The organism is Tenacibaculum soleae, assembly GCF_001693415.1.
GTDB lineage: Bacteria > Bacteroidota > Bacteroidia > Flavobacteriales > Flavobacteriaceae > Polaribacter > Polaribacter soleae.
Window position 1 is genome coordinate 247276 of sequence record NZ_MAKX01000002.1, and the last position, 19927, is coordinate 267202.

16 protein-coding genes and 4 tRNA genes are annotated in these 19927 nt (G+C 29.3%); 4 read left to right on the forward strand and 16 right to left on the reverse strand.

Annotated elements, in window-relative coordinates; all coding sequences use genetic code 11:
- Positions 1-181 precede the first annotated feature (181 nt).
- Genes pdxH through BA195_RS08405 form a run of 3 tightly spaced genes read left to right on the forward strand, consistent with a single transcriptional unit; the run spans position 182 to position 2254 of the window.
- Positions 182-829, forward strand: a complete 648-nt coding sequence (gene pdxH / locus BA195_RS08395; protein ID WP_068704411.1) for a pyridoxamine 5'-phosphate oxidase — start codon at positions 182-184, stop codon at positions 827-829.
- Positions 830-859: 30 nt separating this feature from the next.
- The gene (locus BA195_RS08400) at positions 860-1348 is read left to right on the forward strand and encodes a SixA phosphatase family protein (RefSeq protein WP_068704412.1); all 489 of its coding nucleotides are present in this window, start codon (positions 860-862) and stop codon (positions 1346-1348) included.
- 9 nt (positions 1349-1357) lie between these two features.
- Positions 1358-2254 (forward strand): Ppx/GppA phosphatase family protein, encoded by an 897-nt coding sequence (locus BA195_RS08405; RefSeq protein WP_068704413.1) that lies wholly within the window; start codon positions 1358-1360, stop codon positions 2252-2254.
- A 7-nt stretch (positions 2255-2261) separates the two neighbouring features.
- On the opposite strand, the gene BA195_RS08410 is transcribed toward BA195_RS08405, so the two are convergent.
- The 14 genes from BA195_RS08410 to BA195_RS08475 form a co-directional block, all read right to left on the reverse strand.
- Positions 2262-3551 carry a YaiO family outer membrane beta-barrel protein gene (locus tag BA195_RS08410; protein WP_176714974.1) on the reverse strand — a complete coding sequence of 430 codons (1290 nt, stop codon included), beginning with the start codon at positions 3549-3551 and terminating at the stop codon, positions 2262-2264.
- Between the two features lie 18 nt (positions 3552-3569).
- Complete coding sequence (locus tag BA195_RS08415; RefSeq protein ID WP_068704421.1) at positions 3570-5000, reverse strand: glycosyltransferase family 2 protein; 1431 nt, start codon at positions 4998-5000, stop codon at positions 3570-3572.
- 15 nt (positions 5001-5015) lie between these two features.
- On the reverse strand, positions 5016-5909 hold the full coding sequence (locus BA195_RS08420; protein ID WP_068704423.1) for a hypothetical protein: 894 nt from the start codon (positions 5907-5909) through the stop codon (positions 5016-5018).
- Complete coding sequence (locus BA195_RS08425; protein WP_084443132.1) at positions 5906-6262, reverse strand: response regulator; 357 nt, start codon at positions 6260-6262, stop codon at positions 5906-5908. Before BA195_RS08425 ends, BA195_RS08420 begins: the two co-directional genes overlap by 4 nt.
- A gap of 231 nt (positions 6263-6493) precedes the next feature.
- Positions 6494-7939, reverse strand: a complete 1446-nt coding sequence (locus BA195_RS08430) for a DUF389 domain-containing protein (RefSeq protein WP_068704427.1) — start codon at positions 7937-7939, stop codon at positions 6494-6496.
- A gap of 151 nt (positions 7940-8090) precedes the next feature.
- Positions 8091-8780: a GNAT family N-acetyltransferase gene (locus BA195_RS08435; RefSeq protein WP_068704429.1), complete on the reverse strand. Its 690-nt coding sequence runs from the start codon at positions 8778-8780 to the stop codon at positions 8091-8093.
- A 108-nt stretch (positions 8781-8888) separates the two neighbouring features.
- Positions 8889-10004, reverse strand: coding sequence for a C1 family peptidase (locus BA195_RS08440; protein WP_068704431.1), 1116 nt, complete (start codon positions 10002-10004; stop codon positions 8889-8891).
- Between the two features lie 64 nt (positions 10005-10068).
- On the reverse strand, positions 10069-12468 hold the full coding sequence (locus BA195_RS08445) for a TonB-dependent receptor (RefSeq protein ID WP_068704433.1): 2400 nt from the start codon (positions 12466-12468) through the stop codon (positions 10069-10071).
- Positions 12469-12584: 116 nt separating this feature from the next.
- Positions 12585-12667, reverse strand: a tRNA-Tyr gene (locus BA195_RS08450).
- Between the two features lie 50 nt (positions 12668-12717).
- Positions 12718-12790, reverse strand: a tRNA-Lys gene (locus BA195_RS08455).
- Positions 12791-12967: 177 nt separating this feature from the next.
- Positions 12968-13050 (reverse strand) — tRNA-Tyr (locus BA195_RS08460).
- A 50-nt stretch (positions 13051-13100) separates the two neighbouring features.
- Positions 13101-13173 (reverse strand) — tRNA-Lys (locus tag BA195_RS08465).
- Between the two features lie 130 nt (positions 13174-13303).
- The gene (locus BA195_RS08470; RefSeq protein ID WP_068704435.1) at positions 13304-14068 is read right to left on the reverse strand and encodes an ABC transporter ATP-binding protein; all 765 of its coding nucleotides are present in this window, start codon (positions 14066-14068) and stop codon (positions 13304-13306) included.
- 1 nt (position 14069) lies between these two features.
- Positions 14070-14810, reverse strand: coding sequence for an MlaE family ABC transporter permease (locus BA195_RS08475; RefSeq protein ID WP_068704437.1), 741 nt, complete (start codon positions 14808-14810; stop codon positions 14070-14072).
- A gap of 116 nt (positions 14811-14926) precedes the next feature.
- On the opposite strand from BA195_RS08475, the gene pafA reads away from it, so the two are divergent.
- On the forward strand, positions 14927-16567 hold the full coding sequence (gene pafA / locus BA195_RS08480; protein WP_068704439.1) for an alkaline phosphatase PafA: 1641 nt from the start codon (positions 14927-14929) through the stop codon (positions 16565-16567).
- 238 nt (positions 16568-16805) lie between these two features.
- Here pafA and BA195_RS14195 read toward each other — a convergent pair whose 3' ends face one another.
- Positions 16806-16961, reverse strand: a complete 156-nt coding sequence (locus BA195_RS14195) for a YqaE/Pmp3 family membrane protein (RefSeq protein WP_084443134.1) — start codon at positions 16959-16961, stop codon at positions 16806-16808.
- A gap of 110 nt (positions 16962-17071) precedes the next feature.
- Positions 17072-19576 carry a M14 family metallopeptidase gene (locus BA195_RS08485; protein ID WP_068704441.1) on the reverse strand — a complete coding sequence of 835 codons (2505 nt, stop codon included), beginning with the start codon at positions 19574-19576 and terminating at the stop codon, positions 17072-17074.
- Positions 19577-19927 lie beyond the last annotated feature (351 nt).

Sequence of the window (19927 nt, forward strand, 5' to 3'; positions counted from 1 at the left end):
AAATATATTCTCAACTGTATAAAATTACTACCCAACTGTTATTTACCGCAAATTAATTAGCAACTCATTATTACACTTGTCCTATCTTGCTACTCATTTTTCAAATCTTGCTAAACTTTAAGATCAAAAAAGTTTTAAATATTTGATAAAAATGTATTTTTACATAGCATAAAAAATTACAATGTCACACGATTTAAGCAATTACAGAAAGTCATACGAAAAACAAGAATTACTAAAAGAAAACTGCCCAGAAAACCCAATTGAACTTTTTAGAGATTGGTTTTTTACTGCAGATGCATCTGAAATGGTAGACGAGGCAAATGCCATGAATATTGCTTCAATTGGATTAGATGGTTTTCCTAAAAACAGAATTGTTTTACTTAAAAAATATACTTGGGAAGGGTTTATTTTTTACACAAATTATAATTCTGAAAAAGGAAAGGCTATTTTAAACAACAATAACGTTTGTTTATCTTTTTTTTGGGCTGGTTTAGAACGACAAATAATTATAAAAGGAAAAGCTGAAAAATTAGCCGAAAATTTATCAGACGGTTATTTTGAATCTAGACCTAACGGAAGTAAACTTGGCGCTTGGGCATCAAACCAAAGTGAAGTTGTTGTGTCTCGTGAAATACTTGACAAACAATTAAAAAACACCACTGATAAATTTAAAGGAAAAGAAATTACGCGTCCATCACATTGGGGTGGTTTTTTAGTAAAACCTATTTCGATTGAATTTTGGCAAGGTCGCCCTAATAGAATGCATGATAGAATGCGATATACTTTAGAAAAAGATTTTTCTTGGAAACTTGAACGTTTGGCTCCTTAGTTTTATATTTACATAGCTTTAAAAAAATAAATGAAAACACTATATATTGTTCGTCATGCAAAATCTTCTTGGAAATACGAAGGTGTAGATGATATTGATAGACCGCTAAAAGAACGTGGTATTAAAGATGCTCACTTTTTATCTAAACATCTATCAAAAAAAATTAAAAGACCAGATGTATTTCTTTCAAGTAGCGCAAATAGAGCTTTACATACTGCCGTTATTTTTTGTGAAAACTTTAAATATCCGCTATCTAACCTGCAAATAAAAAAACAATTATACAGTTTTAGTGATGGTTACTTAGTAAAAACAGTTAAAGCTTTAGATGATAGTTTTGACAGTGCTATTGTATTTAGTCATGATCATGGAATAAATAGTTTTGTAAATAAATTTGGCAATAAACCAATAGCACATGTAACTACGTGCGGTGTAATTGGGATTCAATTTAAAGACAAACATTGGAAAGATATAAAAAAAGGAAACACTACCTTAATAGAGTTTCCTAAAAACCATAGATAAATCTATATTATTTTGAAAATAAAAAAATACGGTGCTATAGATATAGGTTCGAATGCTGTAAGGCTTTTGGTAGCAAATGTTATTGAAGAAAAAGATAAAGAACCGCAATTTAAAAAATCTTCATTAGTTAGAGTTCCTATTCGACTAGGTGCTGATGCTTTTGTTGGTGGTATAATTTCTAAAGAAAATACCAATCGAATGATTGATGCCATGGAAGCTTTTAAACTACTTATGAAAGTTCATGGTGTTGAAAAATATAAAGCCTGTGCAACTTCTGCTATGAGAGAGGCAGAAAACGGTAATGACGTAATCAGTACTATTTTAAAAAAAACAGAAATAGCAATAGATATTATTGATGGTAAAAAAGAAGCTGCTATTATATTTTCAACAGATTTAAATCAATTAATAGAATCAGAGTCTACCTATCTTTATGTTGATGTTGGTGGTGGTAGTACTGAATTTACTTTGTTTTCAAAAGGAAGAATCATTAATTCAAAATCTTTTAAAATTGGTACCGTAAGATTGATTAACAATAAAAAATCTGAAAATAAACTTATTTTTAAAAAAGTACAAGAGTGGGTTGAGGAAAACACGAAAGTATATAAACGTATTTCTTTAATTGGTTCAGGTGGAAATATTAATAAAATATTTAAAATGTCAGGAAGAGATATGGGTAAGCCAATTTCTTATATTTATTTAAATGCTCAGTACCAATTCTTAAAAAAAATGAGTTATAAAGAGCGTATTTCTGAACTTAGTTTAAATCCTGATAGAGCTGATGTTATTGTTCCTGCTACTAAAATCTACCTTTCTGCAATGAAATGGAGTGGTGCCCGTAAAATATTTGTACCAAAAATAGGTTTATCAGATGGTATTATTAAAAGCTTATACTATAATAAATTATAAAAAAAGTCTAAAAACGATACTTTAACCCAATATTACCAATTAATTGATTTCCTCTTTTATTACCAGTAAGTTCTTCTGTTAAAAAACCAATATTTGCTGATATATTATAATTATCGTTTAATCTTTTTGTGGCTCCAATTGTTGCATAATAAGAATTTAAACTAGGATTTGATGTAACTTGTATAAACCTAGAAGCTTCGTCTGGTGAAATTCCAGTTCCAACTCTTACTGACACATAATTTTCTGTATTATCATAATAATAACGAACATTTGCTTGGTAATTTTGTATAAAATCTCCATTAATTTTAGGCCCTAAAAAAACACGTGCATTTAAATAAAATTTATTTTGGTACGAAGTTGCTCCGATTACATACGAAAGAAAATTATCGGTATTATAACTCAAATATCGAAAACCACCTTCAACTTCTATCCATTTTACTACTGTATAATATAAAGAAGCTTTTACTCCATAATTTTGAAAAAAATCTGCTTTAGACGAAGCACTTATATTAATAAAACCATACATTTTGTCAGAAAAAACAGGGTATGACTCTACCTCATACAATACTGCATCATCAACAAAGTGTTTACTGTAAGTTACTCTTGCTCCTAATGAATATTTTTCTAAAAACTTCATATATTCAAGCTGTATTGTATGCCACGATTTTGTTGTTGGATATTCTTTCATGAAAGAATTAATATCGTAATATACACTTATTTGACTGTTCTTTATTTTCTTTAAAAGTTTACGGTATCTATATTTTTGCTCTTTATTTAAAGGATGATTACTTATTTTATTTACTAAAAATTCTGTTGTTTTTTTATCTTCTAATCGCAAATACGCTTCGGCTTTTGATAGTTCAAAATCTAAATCTGCTTCATAAAAAATTTCTACTTTAGTTATAAAATCATTGAGCTCATTTGTAGTTTTAATCAAGTTTATTTGTGCTAACACCAAATTTTTATAAGTTATTGCTTTATCATGTGATACTATATACTGAATGTCATTTTCAGCTACTTCTATTTTTTTTAATCTTTGTAAAACACGGATACGTAAAACACGGATATCAATATAATTTGGAGCTAGATTAAGAGCTAAATTTACAATAGGTAAAGCTTTTGTGTATGCTTTTTTCTTATAAAAATCGTTCGCTTTATAATACAATGAATCTACATTTAATTCCTTTTTTTGAGCTTGGGTATTCGTTATATAGAAAAAACAAAAAACAACTAATATGTTTTTAACTATGCCATAAAACATTTTTTTAGTGTACAAACCTCTATTTTTAATTATCATTTTTAACATGCTTTAATACTATTCTTCAATTGCTTCTTCATTAAATCCAGCTCTAGCCATAGCTCCCCAACCTGTCTCAATTTTAAACACCTTCTTAAAAAAACCTTTTAATTGTGCGTACAACATTACTGGGTGGCTATAAAAAGATTCAACATAAGCTGCTATTAATAACTGAAATATCATTTTGGGTTTCGAATAATGTTTATAATTTAATGAATACATAAACACTGAAACTGTTGAAAATACACATCCTAATAAATACACAACAATCAATAGAAGTATTGATATTGGCCAATTAATAAAATTAAAAACTGAGTTATAAATAATATATAATATTCCTAAAAATTCTACTATAGGCGCTCCTAATTCGAAGAAAATCCAGTATGGAAAAAATATTTTTCCCATATTACCGTATTTTTTATTAAAAAATAAAGAACGATGTTTATACATCGTTTCCCATAAACCTCTTGCCCAGCGGTCTCTTTGTGATATATAAGTTTTAAAATCTGGTGGAGCTTCTGTCCAGCATAAAACCTCAGGTATATAAACTACTTCATACGGTTTTTTTAAGTCTTCCATATGTGTACGTAATCGAATGCATAACTCAAGGTCTTCACCTACACTATCTTTATCTAACCCGCCAACCTCCAACAACCTGTATCTTGAATACAATCCAAAAGCACCAGAAACAAGCATTAAGCCATCTACTTGACCCCATGCCATGCGTCCTAATAAAAAAGCTCTAATATATTCGACAACCTGTATTCGTGGTAACATTTTTTTTGGTACTCGCACTTCTTTAAGTATCCCATTTTTTATCACTGAATCGTTTGCTAAACCTATAATACCTCCACTGGCAATAACTTCTTTATCTGTTGCTTCTATATAAGGCCTAACCATTTTTAATAAGGCGTCTTGCTCTATAATACAATCGGCATCTGTACATAATACTAAGTTAGATTTAGCAAAAATTATCCCGCAATTAATAGCATCTGAACGGCCTCCGTTATATTTATCTACAACTGTTAAACTAGCATATTTAGGATTGGTACTTTTATAAGCTGTTGTAATTTCTGCACATGAAATTCCTGTAGTATTTTCTTTTAAAGGAATTTCCTCTAAATTAAAAACGGTTATTAATTGTTTTATAGAGTCATCATTACTCCCATCGTTCACTATAATTAACTCATAAAACGGATACTGTATAGAAAGTAACGATTTAACATTGGTAATGATCGTTTTACCCTCATTATATGCAGGTGCAATTAAACTTATAGAGGGTAAATCATGAGAACCCTTGATATAATCTACATTTAAAAAATTCGCTTTCCGTTTTGCTTTTCTGATAGCTCTAGATGCTAAAAAAATAAATGAAAAATAAATACAAAAGATGATAACCCCATATATTAAAAAAAAATAATCAATACTATTTTTAACTAAATGATTCATAAAATTTTCATTTAATTAAACTAATATTCTTGTATCCAGATAATTAAAAATATCCATGCGTTGATTCTCTATCGTTTTCTCTAAAAACCGTGATTTTATTCCTTTTATTTCTTTTTTGGTTATCTCTAAATTTTTTAAAGTTTCAAATGCGACATCTACAAGCCTCGTATTGTCAGAAAAAAGTTGATCAATAATATAATATTTGTATTGTTCAAGTTTAAAATTCTTGATAACTCTAATCAATAACTCTTTCACTTTTTCATTTTTTGACAGTAGTGCTTTGTCTAGGTATTGCAAATCTAACTTATTTGTTGTTTCTTCTAATTTTTCTATTATTCTAATTTGTTGCCATAACGACATTGGTCTTGTTACGTAAGGAAAGAAAACTAAACTTTTCCATCCAATAAAAGACACTAAAGCTATTTGTGCTTCACGTCGTACTAAAGTATTTTCTACATCTCTGTAAGGAATGACCATTTGTAAATTACCTTCTAATTCAAATTCGTATGATAACCATATTGCTTTTGCCTTAATATACCAATCTTTGTCTTTTATTTTTTTCTTTAAAACTCCCTTTATTCCAAGGTATTTAAAAATTTCTTGAAATTGCTCTTCTTTAGAAAACTTTACAACTCTATTTATCTTAACAAAAATACGTGCCGATTTCCAAAGAGTTTCTGGGTCTTTTTTTATGTATTTTTTTAATCTTTTTAATTTATTTTTTGTTGCTTCTACTTCTAATTTAGAGTAAGTTGTAATAATCCCCTGGATAATTTTCTTTTCAAAAACGATATTTTCTCTTTCTAATATTTTATTCTTTTTTATATTATAAATAATTAAACCCCATAATAAAACAAGTATCGTGATTAAAAAAAATATAAACGTATAAAGTAAGTGTTCTAAATTCATAAATAGCGATTAATACAACTATTTATATCTAATTGAGTAAAAGGGAAAGAAATAAATTCGTTAACCCCTATTTTTTTTGCTGTACTAACAATAGCTTCTTGGTCAATTTCTGACATTACAATTATTGGCGAGTCTTTGGCCATTGTTTTTAAATCTTCTAAATATTGAAAAACAAAACTTCCTTTAATCTCAGCATCTGTAATTATAAGGTCGTATTTTTTTATATGAAGGGCGGTTTTCATGTCCTCATACGTATTACTAATTTTAAAAGTAGTATTTACGTTTGACAACATCATTTTAATCAGATGTGAAATACTCTGATCATTATGTATTATTAAAATATTATTTTTCATCCTTTATTAAATTATAACTACTTACATACTTTTGTATGTTTATACAATATATTTAATAACACAGAGGGCTGTATGTGATCTATAAAAACAATTACCTAAAAACATCTTTTAAGGGAGAATGTTTTTATATTATATAGAGCTAAAAAACTATATTCTTACAAAGCAAAATTATTTTATTTGTTTTCACTCAAACCTTCTTTATAGTTAAAGATATGTTAAATTAAATAAATATTATTTAATTAAAGTTATTTTCAGTTTAAGTTCTTTTTCTAACCAAAGTTTAAGTTCCTTTTCTTTTTTCTGAATAATTGAGTCTGCTATTTTTTTATTCCATGTAACTGATAATTCGGGAATTGTATCTACTTTTATAAAATCTGATGAAGATAATTTCTTTGAAAAACTTATGGTTTTAATATCATTATATCTAATTTTAGCTTCTTTAGCAACTTTACTAAACGGTACGTTATTTTTATCTCTAATTAAAGCATCCTGCTCTATCCTGTTATTTAAATTGGTTATAGTCCCTTTTAAATCCTCGATTTCTCTATGCAAACCTTTAATCACATTATCTTTTTGGTCTAAATCTGCAATTGCTCTATCATAAGCATCTACTACTCTATCTACACTTCTAGCTTTATTTTCGTTTATTATTAGCTCGTAATCATCTAATTTATTGTAAGTTTTTAATTCATTTCTTAAAAACGTTTCTGTAGCATCAGTTACATCTCCATTAAAAAACAAATTGATTTTTTTGGTATCTCTGTGAATTTTTTCTCTTTGCAACCATAAGTCTTTATTAGTATATATTTCATCTTTTAAAAACTTATCGTAATTTGCATTTTCTACACTTTCTCTATAAACATTAACAAAGGTAAAAATTGCCGGAACCATTACTAAAAAAGCGACAAAAGATGCTAAACGAGCTGTTTTCTTTCTTTTTTCGGAATTTACATAACGAATCATCGTAAATCCTAATAGTTTTAAAACTACAAAGGTTGCTAATGCGATAAATATTGTATTAATAATAAATAAATACATTGCTCCAAAAAAGTAATCAAAATTACCTACTGCCAACCCATACCCTGCGGTACATAAAGGCGGCATTAACGCTGTTGCAATTGCAACTCCAAATATTACAGATGCTATTGTTCCTTTTTTAGTTCTTGCTATAATTAATGCCAAACCTCCAAAAAATGCGATAAGAACATCTCTAATATCAGGTTTTACTCTTCCTAATAATTCTGAAGTTTCTTCTTTTAAAGGAAATAGAAAGAAAAATAAAAATGCGGTTAATAAACTTAATACAATCATAGTTGCTAAGTTTATCATTGATTTTTTTAGTGTGTCAATATCGTTAATAGCTATTGACATACCGATTCCTAAAATTGGCCCCATTAATGGAGATATTAACATGGCTCCAATTACTACGGCTGTTGAATTTGCATTTAGCCCTATGGATGCTACAAAAATTGAGCAAATTAAAATCCAAGCAGTTGCTCCTTTAAATGGTATATCTACCTTTATCGCCTCAATAGTTGCTTCTTGATCTGTATCATCACGAAAATCTAATAATTCAATTATAAATTTTTTAGAACTTTGCCACAACCCTTTTGCATCATCCTGAATTGCTTGTTTTGACTGTTCTACATTTTCATCTTGATTTATTTTTTCTTCCATTTACATTTCTTTTTTTCGGTTTTGTGTATGATTTTGTTGCCTGTTTAAGCACTAAAGTTAGCAAATAAACACAGATAGAAAGTGCGCGAGGACTTTCCGTAAGTAGACTATAACAAGTAACGAATTATACACGTTATTGGCATTTCGTTATTTATACTGTTTTGAAATTCCAAAAGCTTATTTTACGTCTTGTTGTAAATCCAAGTTTTTCATAAAGTTTGATTGCTCCAATATTTGATTCAGCAACGTGTAAGTAAGGAATTTTATTTTCTTTAAATATTTGATTTGTAGTTTGTTTTATTAATTGTTTTGCATAACCTTTTCCAGTATGCTCTGGATGAGTAATAACAGCACTTATTTCTGTGAATTCATTCATTTTCATTCTTTCTCCTGTTACAGCAATTAGTTTTTCGTCTTTATATATTCCGAAATAATTTCCTAAATCAGATGTCTTACTGTTAAAATAACCAGGTTGAATCTTATTAACTAAATGAAACAATTCAGTTTTTTGACGTTGGGTTTTTAATTCAACAATCTGTTCATTTATACTAATATTGATAGGCTTATCAAGAATCATTTGATTGCATACTAAATTTTTATTTAAAGTTAATGCATTACTAAATAGTGGTTTTTTTCCAACTACATAAAAGTTGTTATTCTTTGCAGAGTAATTATCAATACCATCGGAGGAATTTTCAAGATTTATAAAACCTCCAAAAGGACAATATTCCGGTGCGTAAAACTTAATTCCGTCATATTTTATTGAAAATGTGTCATGTGTTTCGTTTAAAGAATTCCAAACAGGATTATTTAATTTTTCTATTATTTCGGTTTTTTTCATAATGAATGTCAACGTTTGATAATACACAAAATTACTTTAATTATTTATTAAAAAATAAAACGTTCAAAATATTTGGTTATACTTTTTTATTCTATTTCTTAAACGTTTTTAATTGATATCCAATTTATTTTTTAAATTACTTGAAATCGCGTTTTTATGTAACAATACCGATATTGTTTTTAATTTAAAATATGGGATAGACATATACACATATCCTTTATTTCCTTGTTTTGCTCCCCAAGAATTTTTTACTTTAAAATATTTATTTCCTTTTTGATCTTTAACTAAACCAACAATATGCATTAAATGATCGTCGGTTGTATTAAAGTTTTCAAACTCTGATTGACGAAAACTTGGTGTTATATTCTTTTCTTTTACAATTTCTTTTAGTCCTTTTTCATTTTCTGTACTACTTGCTGGTATAAACGCAACTCCGTATTTTGAAGAAAATGTTTTTTCTGACACATCACAATCTAACTCTATTGTATATCCTTCATTAATCGCTGTTTCAGTTACCGAAACTAACTCATTTAAAGATACGTTATAAAATGAACCATTCGAAAAATTATCAGGAATATTCAACACAAATTTATCATACATTTTAGCGTGTGTAAACGAGCTTATTGTTACGTAATTTGATGGATCAATTTTTACATGCTTTGCAAAAGTTTTAGGAGTGTATTCTTTTCCTTCAAACTTAAATTTCGCTTTATTTTTACCCAAATAAACATCTAAAACACTTTCTGTTGCTTTTTTCCACTTTGGACTTAATTGTTTCGCAGGGTTTTTAATATAGGTATTTAACATTGCCTTTAAAACTGCCACTAACTCAGCATGGTTGTGTACATTTTGCCCAATATCTAATCCTGAAAAAACTTGTTCAGGAACCAAACCATAATTAGCTACCGAATTAATAACATCATGCCCTAATCCGCCTTCGCTAAACTGCGCTTTTCCTTGACGATATAAATAGTTACTTGCCTTATCTGAATAAGTATTACGTACTGTATACATTTCTGATAAATCAATATTTTTACCTGTTAATCGTATAATTTCAGACTCTAAAAATGAAGTCGTAGAAAAGCTCCAACAAGTACCTGTTCTTCCTTGGCTTTTTACTGCTGTATTTTCAATATCCTTTATAGTTTTAAACTCGTATTTTTGTGCTGTTATTACACCAATACTCAACAAACTAAAAGCGGCTGCTATTACTATTTTTTTCATTTTTATCTTTTTATTTTCATAAAGCAATTTACCTTTTTTATATTTATTTTAATAATTTATATCTCTAAAAATCTACAATAACTCCTATTTGTGGTAACGCTCTTCCTGATGTACTTTCTATTTCTTCTAAAAGATACCTATTATTATCTGAAGGATCAGAAATTCGACCATTTTCATCTTCTAGTGGCAATAACGATGGTCGTTGCTTTGAGCTACTTGCATAAATATTTTGAATATCAATATATAAATTAATTGCAGTCTTTTTTAAAAACCATGTTTTATCAACTCTAACATCTAATTGCGTGTATGTAGCAAAGCGTTCTCCGTTTAACTTTGTATAATCTAAAGTACCTCCATTTATAACATCATAATTAGATTTTAATGATGAAGCGTTTTCATCATAAGGTGTATAAGGCCTACCGCCTACTAACCTAAACTTAGCTCCTAGCTCCCAATTTTTATTTAATTTTTTTCCTGCTGTTATTGTCATTAAATGTTTATTATCCCAAGTAGATGGAATATACGCATTCATAGCGTTTTTAAACTCACTTCTAACAAAGGTATAAGAAGCAATTCCGTACAAACCATTATATGATTTTTTTTGTGCCAACACTTCAAATCCATAAGCTCTTCCTTTAGAGCTTGATATAACTTCTTCATTACCCACAACACCAAAACCTGCTCCTAAATTTGCTAAACTTATTTGGTTTCTTACTGAAAATGGGTAGTTTTTATACTTTTTATAAAACCCTTCTAAGGTAATTTTAGAACTTACTGTTGGTTTGTATAATAATCCGCCAACAATATGGTCTGACTGTATATATTTCAATCCTTTTTTATTCACAAACGTTCCTACATTATTTTTAAATCCTAAAACAGTATAAGATGGCAACTGATAGTAGCGCCCTATTGATGAATTTATTGACACTTTGTCATTTAAAGCATAACTTAAAGAAAGCCTTGGTGAAAATTGATTAATTTGATTTTTCATTTCGGTATTATAATCAATTCCGTCGGTTCTAAAACCAAAAGAAACTCCCAACTTATTGTTTAAAAACTCCTTAGAAATCTGCCCAAAAAAACCATATTTGATAAAATCAATCTCCGAATTAAAAACATCTTCAAAAACTCCATTTGAATTTGCAACTTTTCGGTAAGTATCATTTATATAAGTAGCCTTTTCTAGATTTGTACCTATATTTATTTTAAAAGAGTTCTGTGTTTCAAAATCATACTCGTACCTAAATTTAGTTTCAATTTCTTTAGAGCTATAGTCTAATAATAAATTAGATGGAGTTTCTTTATTCATAAAATATTTCTCCGCCTTGTTTTTCAATTCATTTCTACTCAAAACAAAAAGGTGTGTAGCATTTACATCAAAATACTTATAACTCGCTCCTACTGTATAATTCCACTGAGTATTTACAGGAACTGTATTTAAAAACAATTTATTGCTTTTAATCTTATCTACATCGGTTTCTCCGTCATTTACATCTTTATTTAGTTTAAAATTATCTATCGCTCCTAAAGCGATTATAGATAACTCACTATTTTTTGACAACTGAGATTTTACATTTAACTGAAAATCATTATACGTTGGTAAAAAAGGTAGCTTAATTAACTTAAAAAGAAATTGTAAATACGATTGACGAACCGAAAACATAAATGTAGTTTTATCACCAATAGGTCCATCTAAAGTGATACCTGCATCTGATGTACCTAAAGTTGCCCTGGTATTTAAAGCTGTAGGATTTCCTCTTTTTTGAGTAAACTCGATAACTGAACTTAAGGTATTTCCTCTATTTGCAGGAAATGCACTTGAATAAAAATCAACTTTACGTATTAAATCTGCATTCATTATCCCAACAGGACCACCGGTTGCTCCTTGTGTTTGAAAGTGATTAATCACAGGAACTTCAACTCCATCTAAATAAAATTTATTTTCAGATGTTGCTCCTCCACGGATTATAATGTCATTTCTAAACCCAGGATTTGATGCTACTCCTGGAAACGACTGAATTACCTTTAAAACATCTCTATTACCTCCAGGATTTTTTTCTATTTCAGCAACCCCTAAAGATTGTAATGACAACGGACTTTCTAATGATTTTTTGTATAAACTGGCTTTTATTTCTACTTCTTTTAAATTGGTACTGTTCTCTTTCAATTCGATATTTATAAAAGGAGCTTTATCTTTTGTAACCAAATATTCATCTGAAATTAAGGTTTCATAACCTATAAACGAAATTTGTAGTTTATTATATCCTAACGGGATATTCGTTATTTTAAAGGCGCCATTTTCATCCGAAGCAATTCCAATAGATGTTCCATAAACTAAAACATTTACAAAAGGAATAGCTTCTCTTGTTTTTTCATCAATTACCTTACCTGTAATTACCCCTTGATTTTGCCCAATAAACACAAATGATTGTAATATTAATGCAAATGATAATAATTTTTTCATAAATGAGTTGTTTTAATTTTTCAAAAATATAAAATGTTTAAAATTTTAACCTAAAAAATAAACAAAATATTTTTTGATAAAAAAAAACCTCAATCTATTTTAAGATTGAGGTTTTGTGGGGAGAGCAGGATTCGAACCTGCGAAGTCGTAAGACAACGGAGTTACAGTCCGTCCCAGTTGGCCGCTTTGGTATCTCCCCAAAGCTTTAGAAAAAAATAAAGCTTTTCTTAAATTAAGAAAAGCTTTTAGTGACCGGGCTGGGGCTCGAACCCAGGACCCTCTCCTTAAAAGGGAGATGCTCTACCAACTGAGCTACCAGGTCATTATTTTTCTCCTTAGCGGGTGCAAATATAGAAGCTATTTTTGATTCTGCAAACTTTTTACAACAAAAAAACAAAGCTTTTTAAGCACTAAAAAATAGACTGCTGAAAACGTGCTCTTTACAACAAAATATTTTTTGACAAAAAAAACCTCAATCTATTTTAAGATTGAGGTTTTGTGGGGAGAGCAGGATTCGAACCTGCGAAGTCGTAAGACAACGGAGTTACAGTCCGTCCCAGTTGGCCGCTTTGGTATCTCCCCAAAGCTTTAGAAAAAAATAAAGCTTTTCTTAAATTAAGAAAAGCTTTTAGTGACCGGGCTGGGGCTCGAACCCAGGACCCTCTCCTTAAAAGGGAGATGCTCTACCAACTGAGCTACCAGGTCATTATTTTTCTCCTTAGCGGGTGCAAATATACATTCCTTTTTCACTTTTACAAAAAAAAAACACAAAAAAAACAACTATATTACCACTACTCCTTTTAGCGTATTGTTTTACAATTATTTAACTTTAAAATTATTTTTCAGATAAATATGCTTGTCTTACTTTTTTAAATAAATTTGACGAATACACAAAGTCTACCACAGCTTCATTATCTGTTTTAAAAATTTCTTTATGTGATCCTTCCCAAGCTTTTTTCCCGTTTTTAAGAAAAACTATTTTATCTCCTATTTCCATCACCGAATTCATATCATGGGTATTAATCACAGTCGTTATTTTATACTCATCCGTAATTTCTTGAATTAAATTATCAATTACAATTGATGTTTGAGGGTCTAACCCTGAGTTTGGTTCGTCGCAAAATAAATATTTTGGTTTCATTACAATTGCTCGTGCAATGGCAACACGCTTTTGCATCCCTCCTGATAATTCTGCTGGGAATTTTTTATTCGAATTTTCTAAGTTTACTCGCTTTAAAACAAAGTTCACCCTATCTAACATCTCATCAATAGGTTGTTTTGTAAACATTTTAAGAGGAAACATCACGTTTTCTTCAACAGTTTGTGAGTCAAATAAAGCACTGCCTTGAAAAACCATCCCTAATTCTTTTCTAAAGTTTCGTTTATCTTCAATAGTCATTTCTGTATTTACACGACCATCGTAAACTATGGTTCCCTTTTCAGGAATATGCAACCCTATTAATGATTTTAAAAACACTGTTTTTCCTGAACCACTTTGTCCAATAATCAAACTTGTTTCTCCTGGCAAAAAAGAAGTTGTTATTCCTTTTAAAATTTCAACTCCACTGAATCCTTTGTGTAAATTATTTACTTCTATCATTTTATGTTAACAACATTTGAGTTAATAAATAATTAGCAATTACAATAAGTACGGTTGTCCAAACTACCGATTGTGTACTTGCCTTACCTACTTCTAACGAACCTCCTTTTACATAATAACCATGGTACGAGGGCACTGTAGCTATTAAAAAAGCAAAAACTAATGTTTTTATAATTGCATAGGTTAATAAAAACGGATCAAATTCCATTTGTACTCCTATTATATAATCTGCTCCTGAAAACAATCCTGAAAGCACTCCTGCAACCCATCCTCCCCAAATTCCTAAAAACATTCCTAAAACAATTAAAAACGGGTAAAAAAATACCGTTGCTATTATTTTAGGTAACACCAAATAATTTAAAGAATTAATTCCCATAACCTCCAACGCATCAATTTGTTCAGTAACTCTCATTGCGCCTATACTTGATGTTATGTACGAACCTACTTTACCTGCTAAAATTATAGAACAAAATGTGGGAGCAAACTCTAATATAATGGAGCGTTTTGCTGCAAAACCGATTAATGATTTTGGTATAAACGGACTTTCTAAATTTAATGCGGTTTGTAACGCAATTACCCCACCTATAAAAAATGAAATAAAAGCTATAATACCTAGTGATTTATGACCTAATTCATCTATCTCTCTAAATAAAGCTTCTTTAAAAACACGTTTACGCTGTGGTTTTGTAAAAACTTGCTTTAGCATGACAAAGTATTTCCCAATATGCTCAATGTAGTTCATTAAAGTACGTTATTTTTCTTTTTGCTAAAGTATTAAAAAACCATTAACTCTTCACTTTATTATCAGTTTTAGTGCCTGTTTACTTATCTTTGATTCTTAAATTTTTAAAAATAAAAATGAAAAAATTATTATCATTTACCTTTTTAACTGTTATATGCTTATGCAGTTTTACACCTATTAAAAAGAAAAGTTCTAAAAGACCCAAATTAGTTGTTGGTATTGTTATCGATCAAATGCGTTATGATTACCTTACTCGATTTGCTGATAAATATGGAAACAACGGATTTAAACGTTTATTAAATGGTGGCTTTTCACTTGAAAATGCTCATTATAATTATATGCCTACATATACTGCTGTAGGACATACCTCAATTTACACCGGAACTACACCTGTTAACCACGCAATTATTAGTAATAATTGGTATGATAAATACTTAAAAGAAACTATTTATTGTGTAGATGATGCAAACTACAAAACCATTGGAAACGATGGTAAAGGAGGAAAAAAATCTCCTTACAGAATGCTTACCACGACCGTTACCGATCAATTACGTTTAGCACAAAACATGAACGGTAAAACAATTGGAGTTGCTATAAAAGACCGTTCTTCTATTTTACCTGCTGGCCATACAGCTAATGCCGCTTATTGGTTTGATGGCGGTAACAAAGGTGATTGGATTTCTTCATCTTATTACATGGATAAACTACCTAGATGGGTAGAAAAATTTAACAACTCTAAAATTGTTGACGACTACCTATCAAAACCTTGGAAAACACTTTATGATATCAATACTTACACCGAAAGTATTGCCGATGATAATAATTATGAAATAACTTTTAAAGGGGAAGAAAAACCTGTTTTTCCTCACGACATTCCTAACTTAAGAAGTAAAAACAATAATTATAGTATTATAAAAGCAATTCCGGCAGGAAATTCTTTAACTACCGATTTTGCAAAAGCGGCTATACTTGGTGAAAATTTAGGGCAATCTGCTTACACCGATTTTTTAGCAGTTAGTTACTCATCAACAGATTATGTTGGACATCAATTTGGTGTTGCTTCAAAAGAAATTGAAGACACTTATTTACGTTTAGATAAAGATTTAGCAAATTTATTTACATTTTTAGATACACAAGTTGGTGAAGGTAATTATACCTTGTTTTTAACAGCAGATCACGCAGCAGTACAGGTTCCATCTTATTTAAAATCGGTTAAGATACCCGCTAATTACTTTAGTTATAAAAAATTTAAAGCGTATGTAAACAGTATAACTTTAAAGTATTTTAAATCTGATGAATTAATTGAGAATATTTCTAACTTTCAAATTTTCTTAAATAAAGAAAAAATTGAAGAATTAAAATTAAACACAAATGATGTAGCTCAAAAAATTGCTGATGAAGTGATTAACTATAAAGGAATATACAAATCAGTAACTGCAAGAACTTTACAAACCACAACGTTTACAAATGGAATATTAAACTCATTACAAAACGGATATAATCAAAAATTTTCAGGAGACATTTTATTAGTTCCTAACCCATCAACTATTAGTTATCCTAAAAAAGGAACCACACACGGTTCTGGCTATTCATACGACACTCATATTCCTATTATTTTTTATGGTAATGGAATTAAACAAGGTGCGTCAAAAAAGAAATATGAAATAATTGATATTGCACCAACAATTTCTAATTTATTACAAATTGAGTTTCCTAACGGAGCAACAGGTAAAATTATCGAAGAGGTTCTAAACTAACAAAAGGCGCTCATTGAGCGCCTTTTTTTTATTCTTTTTCAGAATACAAAAAGGGGAATTATTTATATCTATTATTTTTCTTAACCTTACAGTATACTTTATTTATTTTTTTAACTGAAAAATTAAACATTAAATCAAATGTAAAAACTATAAACGCTATTAAAAAAAGGTAAACCATATTGTTATAAATTTGTTTTCTATATAGTTAGACACTTTATTTTTAAATAAGTCACACTTTTTATTTTGGGTTATTTAAAATTATAAGTGCTGCTATAACACCAGGCACCCATCCGCAAAGCGTTAATAAAAATACAATTACAATTGACCCACATCCTTTACCTATTACAGCTAATGGTGGAAAAAAAATAGCTAATAAAACTCTTAATAAACTCATTTATGTTAAATTGATTAATATACTATAAAGACGTTTATTTTACTTTTTTGTTACAAAAAAACCACTATATAATAGTGGGTTTAATTTTAACTGAATACTTAAATTAAGTTTTACATTAATTTACCAAAGAAAATAGCATTCATTAATAACTTATTCGTTCCAAACCAAAAAGCTCTAAAGTTTGTATTATCTGTAAAAACAATAACACGTCCTGCTCCTAATCGATTAACTTTAAACGGAACCGTGTTTTTTAATGCTTTTAAATTTTCTTTTGAAATATAACCACTTAACAAAGGTTTGTTTGTATATTGAATCGGATTATTATAGCTTTTACTATCTGCCTGAATAAACTGACGTGTGTTTCTAAACAATGCTATTTTATCATTTTTATATCCAAAATTTACAGGGTGCGAACGATCTATTTTTGCTTTAAAAATAGCGCCACCAATAACTTGTGCTCCTGATTTTAACGATTTGTTTTCAAAGGATACATTTTCAACGCTATCTATTTTTGTTTTATTAAACTTTAAGTTAATAAAATTTTTATTTGACAACCAGTTTACTGCATTTCTATAGCCAATTAAAACTCCGCCATTCCTTACCCAGTTTTTTAATTTAATTTCTAAATTTTTATCTATCGAGTAACTATTCGGAACAACAATTGTTGTGTATTTATCTAAATTTACTCTCGAAGCGTATGCTACATCTAACTTAGTTAATTTCATTTCATAGCGCTGATCTAATAAGTGCCAAATTTCACCAGCATCGTAACTCGTTATTCCGTTACCAACCAACATTGCCACTTTTTGTTGTTTTATAGCTTTAAAATTTCTGCTTCCTAAATCAATTCCTTCATTTAAACCAGTAGCAACACCTCTAATTTTTAGATGATTTTTTATTGCAATTTTCTCTAAAAAACTAAATAACGCTTCTCCGTTTAACTTTTGATTCTGAGCAGGAATAAAAATAGTTCCATAATCATACAATTGATTATCGTTTTTAAATTGTCTCATTGCAACCTTAACGCGTATTCCTTTATCTAATATAGAGTTTAAAGCTTTTGGAGTTTCATATTCGTGCCAAGAAAACAAATATCCTACTGTACTTTTTTGTTTAATGTTTCCTGCTTTCTTTTTCAAACTTACAATTTCTTCACCTGCCTTTGATAACGAAACATCATCTACTAAATCAACACCAAAAGCATGATTAAATGTCCATGCAGAAACATCGTAAAACAAGCTATCTTTAAAAGTTGTTCGTACATCAAACATTGCTTTCACTAACCTATTATTTTTCTGATTCATAGGTACTACATAACTATAACCTTTTTTAAAATTTTTCCCTTTTGAGGTAAAATCAGCTTTTAGTTGATGTATTTTTATTTGATGCTTCTTTAAAACTTTAGCTAAATGATATGCTTTCACCCCGTCTTTTTCATCTCCAAAAACAATCGCTTTATTTTCTGATAAACTTCTCGATCTCTTATAAAAATCTTGTTGATATTTTAAGATTTTAACACGCATGTTTTTGGCAGCCTCTAAGGTTGATAAAGTTGCCGTAAATTGATTTCGGATGGTAAATGGAAAAGTTAACACTCCGTTTTCACTTTCTTGAGCATGCCCACGAGAACTTCCTTGTTCAAATAAAATTCCAATACTCCCATTAATATCTGGAAATGTAGATCCTTTTCCGTAATAAAAATCATCAAAACTCTCTTCAGAATAATATGTTGAACCTATTTTATCAAAAGCCCTAGCATGGTATGTTCCTATTTCTTTTGTTAAATCTTGGTTCATTTGCGGAGTTAAAGGGTTGGTTCTACTCGGAATTCCTGGTTGAAAAAAGAAAGTAGAATTTGTACCCATTTCGTGATGATCTGTTAAAATATTAGGCAACCATTTATGAAACGATGCTATCCTCGCGCTACTTTCTGGTAATTGAACAGGTAACCAGTCGCGATTCATATCAAACCAATAATGATTTGTTCTTCCGCCGGGCCAAACCTCATGATATTCCCTATCATTAGGATCTGGATTAATATTACTTGCTTTATTAGTATTTGCCCAATATGCAAACCGCTGTAATCCATCAGGATTTAAAGATGGGTCAAATAAAATAATTGTACTCTCTAACAATTCATCAATTTTAGCTCCCTCTGCTGCTGCTAAATAATAAGCAGAAGCTAAAGCTGAATTTGTTCCACTAGCTTCATTTCCATGAATTGAAAACCCTTGATAAACTATTATAGGTTGTTTAGATACATCAACTGAAGCATCATTCGTGGCATTAATATGATTTTTTCTTATTTTTTGTATATTTTGATGATTTTCAGCTGAAGTTATCGTCAACAATAATAATGGTCTTCCTTCATAAGTTTCACCTCTATTTTCAAATGTAATTCTATCTGAAGCTTCTGCTAAAACCGTCATATACTCCACCAATTTATCATGTGTAATGTGCCATTCACCTACTTCGTGACCGATAATTGATTTTGGTGTTGGAATGTTTTTATTATACGAAACATCGTTTGGTAAATAATACGATAAATCTATGCTCTCCTGTGCTACAACCGAAGTTGCTATTAAAATTAACAGGAACAAAAAGGTTTTTTTCATTGAATTAATAGTTTGGTAATTTAACAAATATATTAAATCTAAAATCCATGTCTTAATACATTAACACACGTTAACAATTAAAAAAACATCATGCCTCTTAGATTTAATATATTTATCAAATACAACTCTTAGCTACTTGATAATCTTACATCATGTTAACCTTTAACAAAAAAGCACTACCAAACACCACTTACACATGATTTATTACCGATTACACATAACATATTTCCTCTTTAATTAACAACCAATTAAACCTGTAAGTTTGCAGCAGGGGAATATTAATAATAAAAATTAAATTATGGCTAAACAATTACACAAATGGGGATTAAGTGTTTTAAAAACTACAGCATT

Bases quoted from the DNA above. Each gene is read 5' to 3' on its own strand.
- BA195_RS08410 (WP_176714974.1), bottom strand. From the start codon at position 3,551: ATGATAATTAAAAATAGAGGTTTGTACACTAAAAAAATGTTTTATGGC.
- BA195_RS08400 (WP_068704412.1), top strand. From the start codon at position 860: ATGAAAACACTATATATTGTTCGTCATGCAAAATCTTCTTGGAAATAC.
- BA195_RS08445 (WP_068704433.1), bottom strand. From the start codon at position 12,468: ATGAAAAAATTATTATCATTTGCATTAATATTACAATCATTTGTGTTT.
- BA195_RS08435 (WP_068704429.1), bottom strand. From the start codon at position 8,780: ATGAAAAAAACCGAAATAATAGAAAAATTAAATAATCCTGTTTGGAAT.
- pdxH (WP_068704411.1), top strand. From the start codon at position 182: ATGTCACACGATTTAAGCAATTACAGAAAGTCATACGAAAAACAAGAA.
- BA195_RS08420 (WP_068704423.1), bottom strand. From the start codon at position 5,909: ATGAATTTAGAACACTTACTTTATACGTTTATATTTTTTTTAATCACG.
- BA195_RS14195 (WP_084443134.1), bottom strand. From the start codon at position 16,961: ATGAGTTTATTAAGAGTTTTATTAGCTATTTTTTTTCCACCATTAGCT.
- BA195_RS08415 (WP_068704421.1), bottom strand. From the start codon at position 5,000: ATGAATCATTTAGTTAAAAATAGTATTGATTATTTTTTTTTAATATAT.
- BA195_RS08430 (WP_068704427.1), bottom strand. From the start codon at position 7,939: ATGGAAGAAAAAATAAATCAAGATGAAAATGTAGAACAGTCAAAACAA.
- BA195_RS08470 (WP_068704435.1), bottom strand. From the start codon at position 14,068: ATGATAGAAGTAAATAATTTACACAAAGGATTCAGTGGAGTTGAAATT.
- pafA (WP_068704439.1), top strand. From the start codon at position 14,927: ATGAAAAAATTATTATCATTTACCTTTTTAACTGTTATATGCTTATGC.
- BA195_RS08475 (WP_068704437.1), bottom strand. From the start codon at position 14,810: ATGAACTACATTGAGCATATTGGGAAATACTTTGTCATGCTAAAGCAA.
- BA195_RS08425 (WP_084443132.1), bottom strand. From the start codon at position 6,262: ATGAAAAATAATATTTTAATAATACATAATGATCAGAGTATTTCACAT.
- BA195_RS08440 (WP_068704431.1), bottom strand. From the start codon at position 10,004: ATGAAAAAAATAGTAATAGCAGCCGCTTTTAGTTTGTTGAGTATTGGT.
- BA195_RS08485 (WP_068704441.1), bottom strand. From the start codon at position 19,576: ATGAAAAAAACCTTTTTGTTCCTGTTAATTTTAATAGCAACTTCGGTT.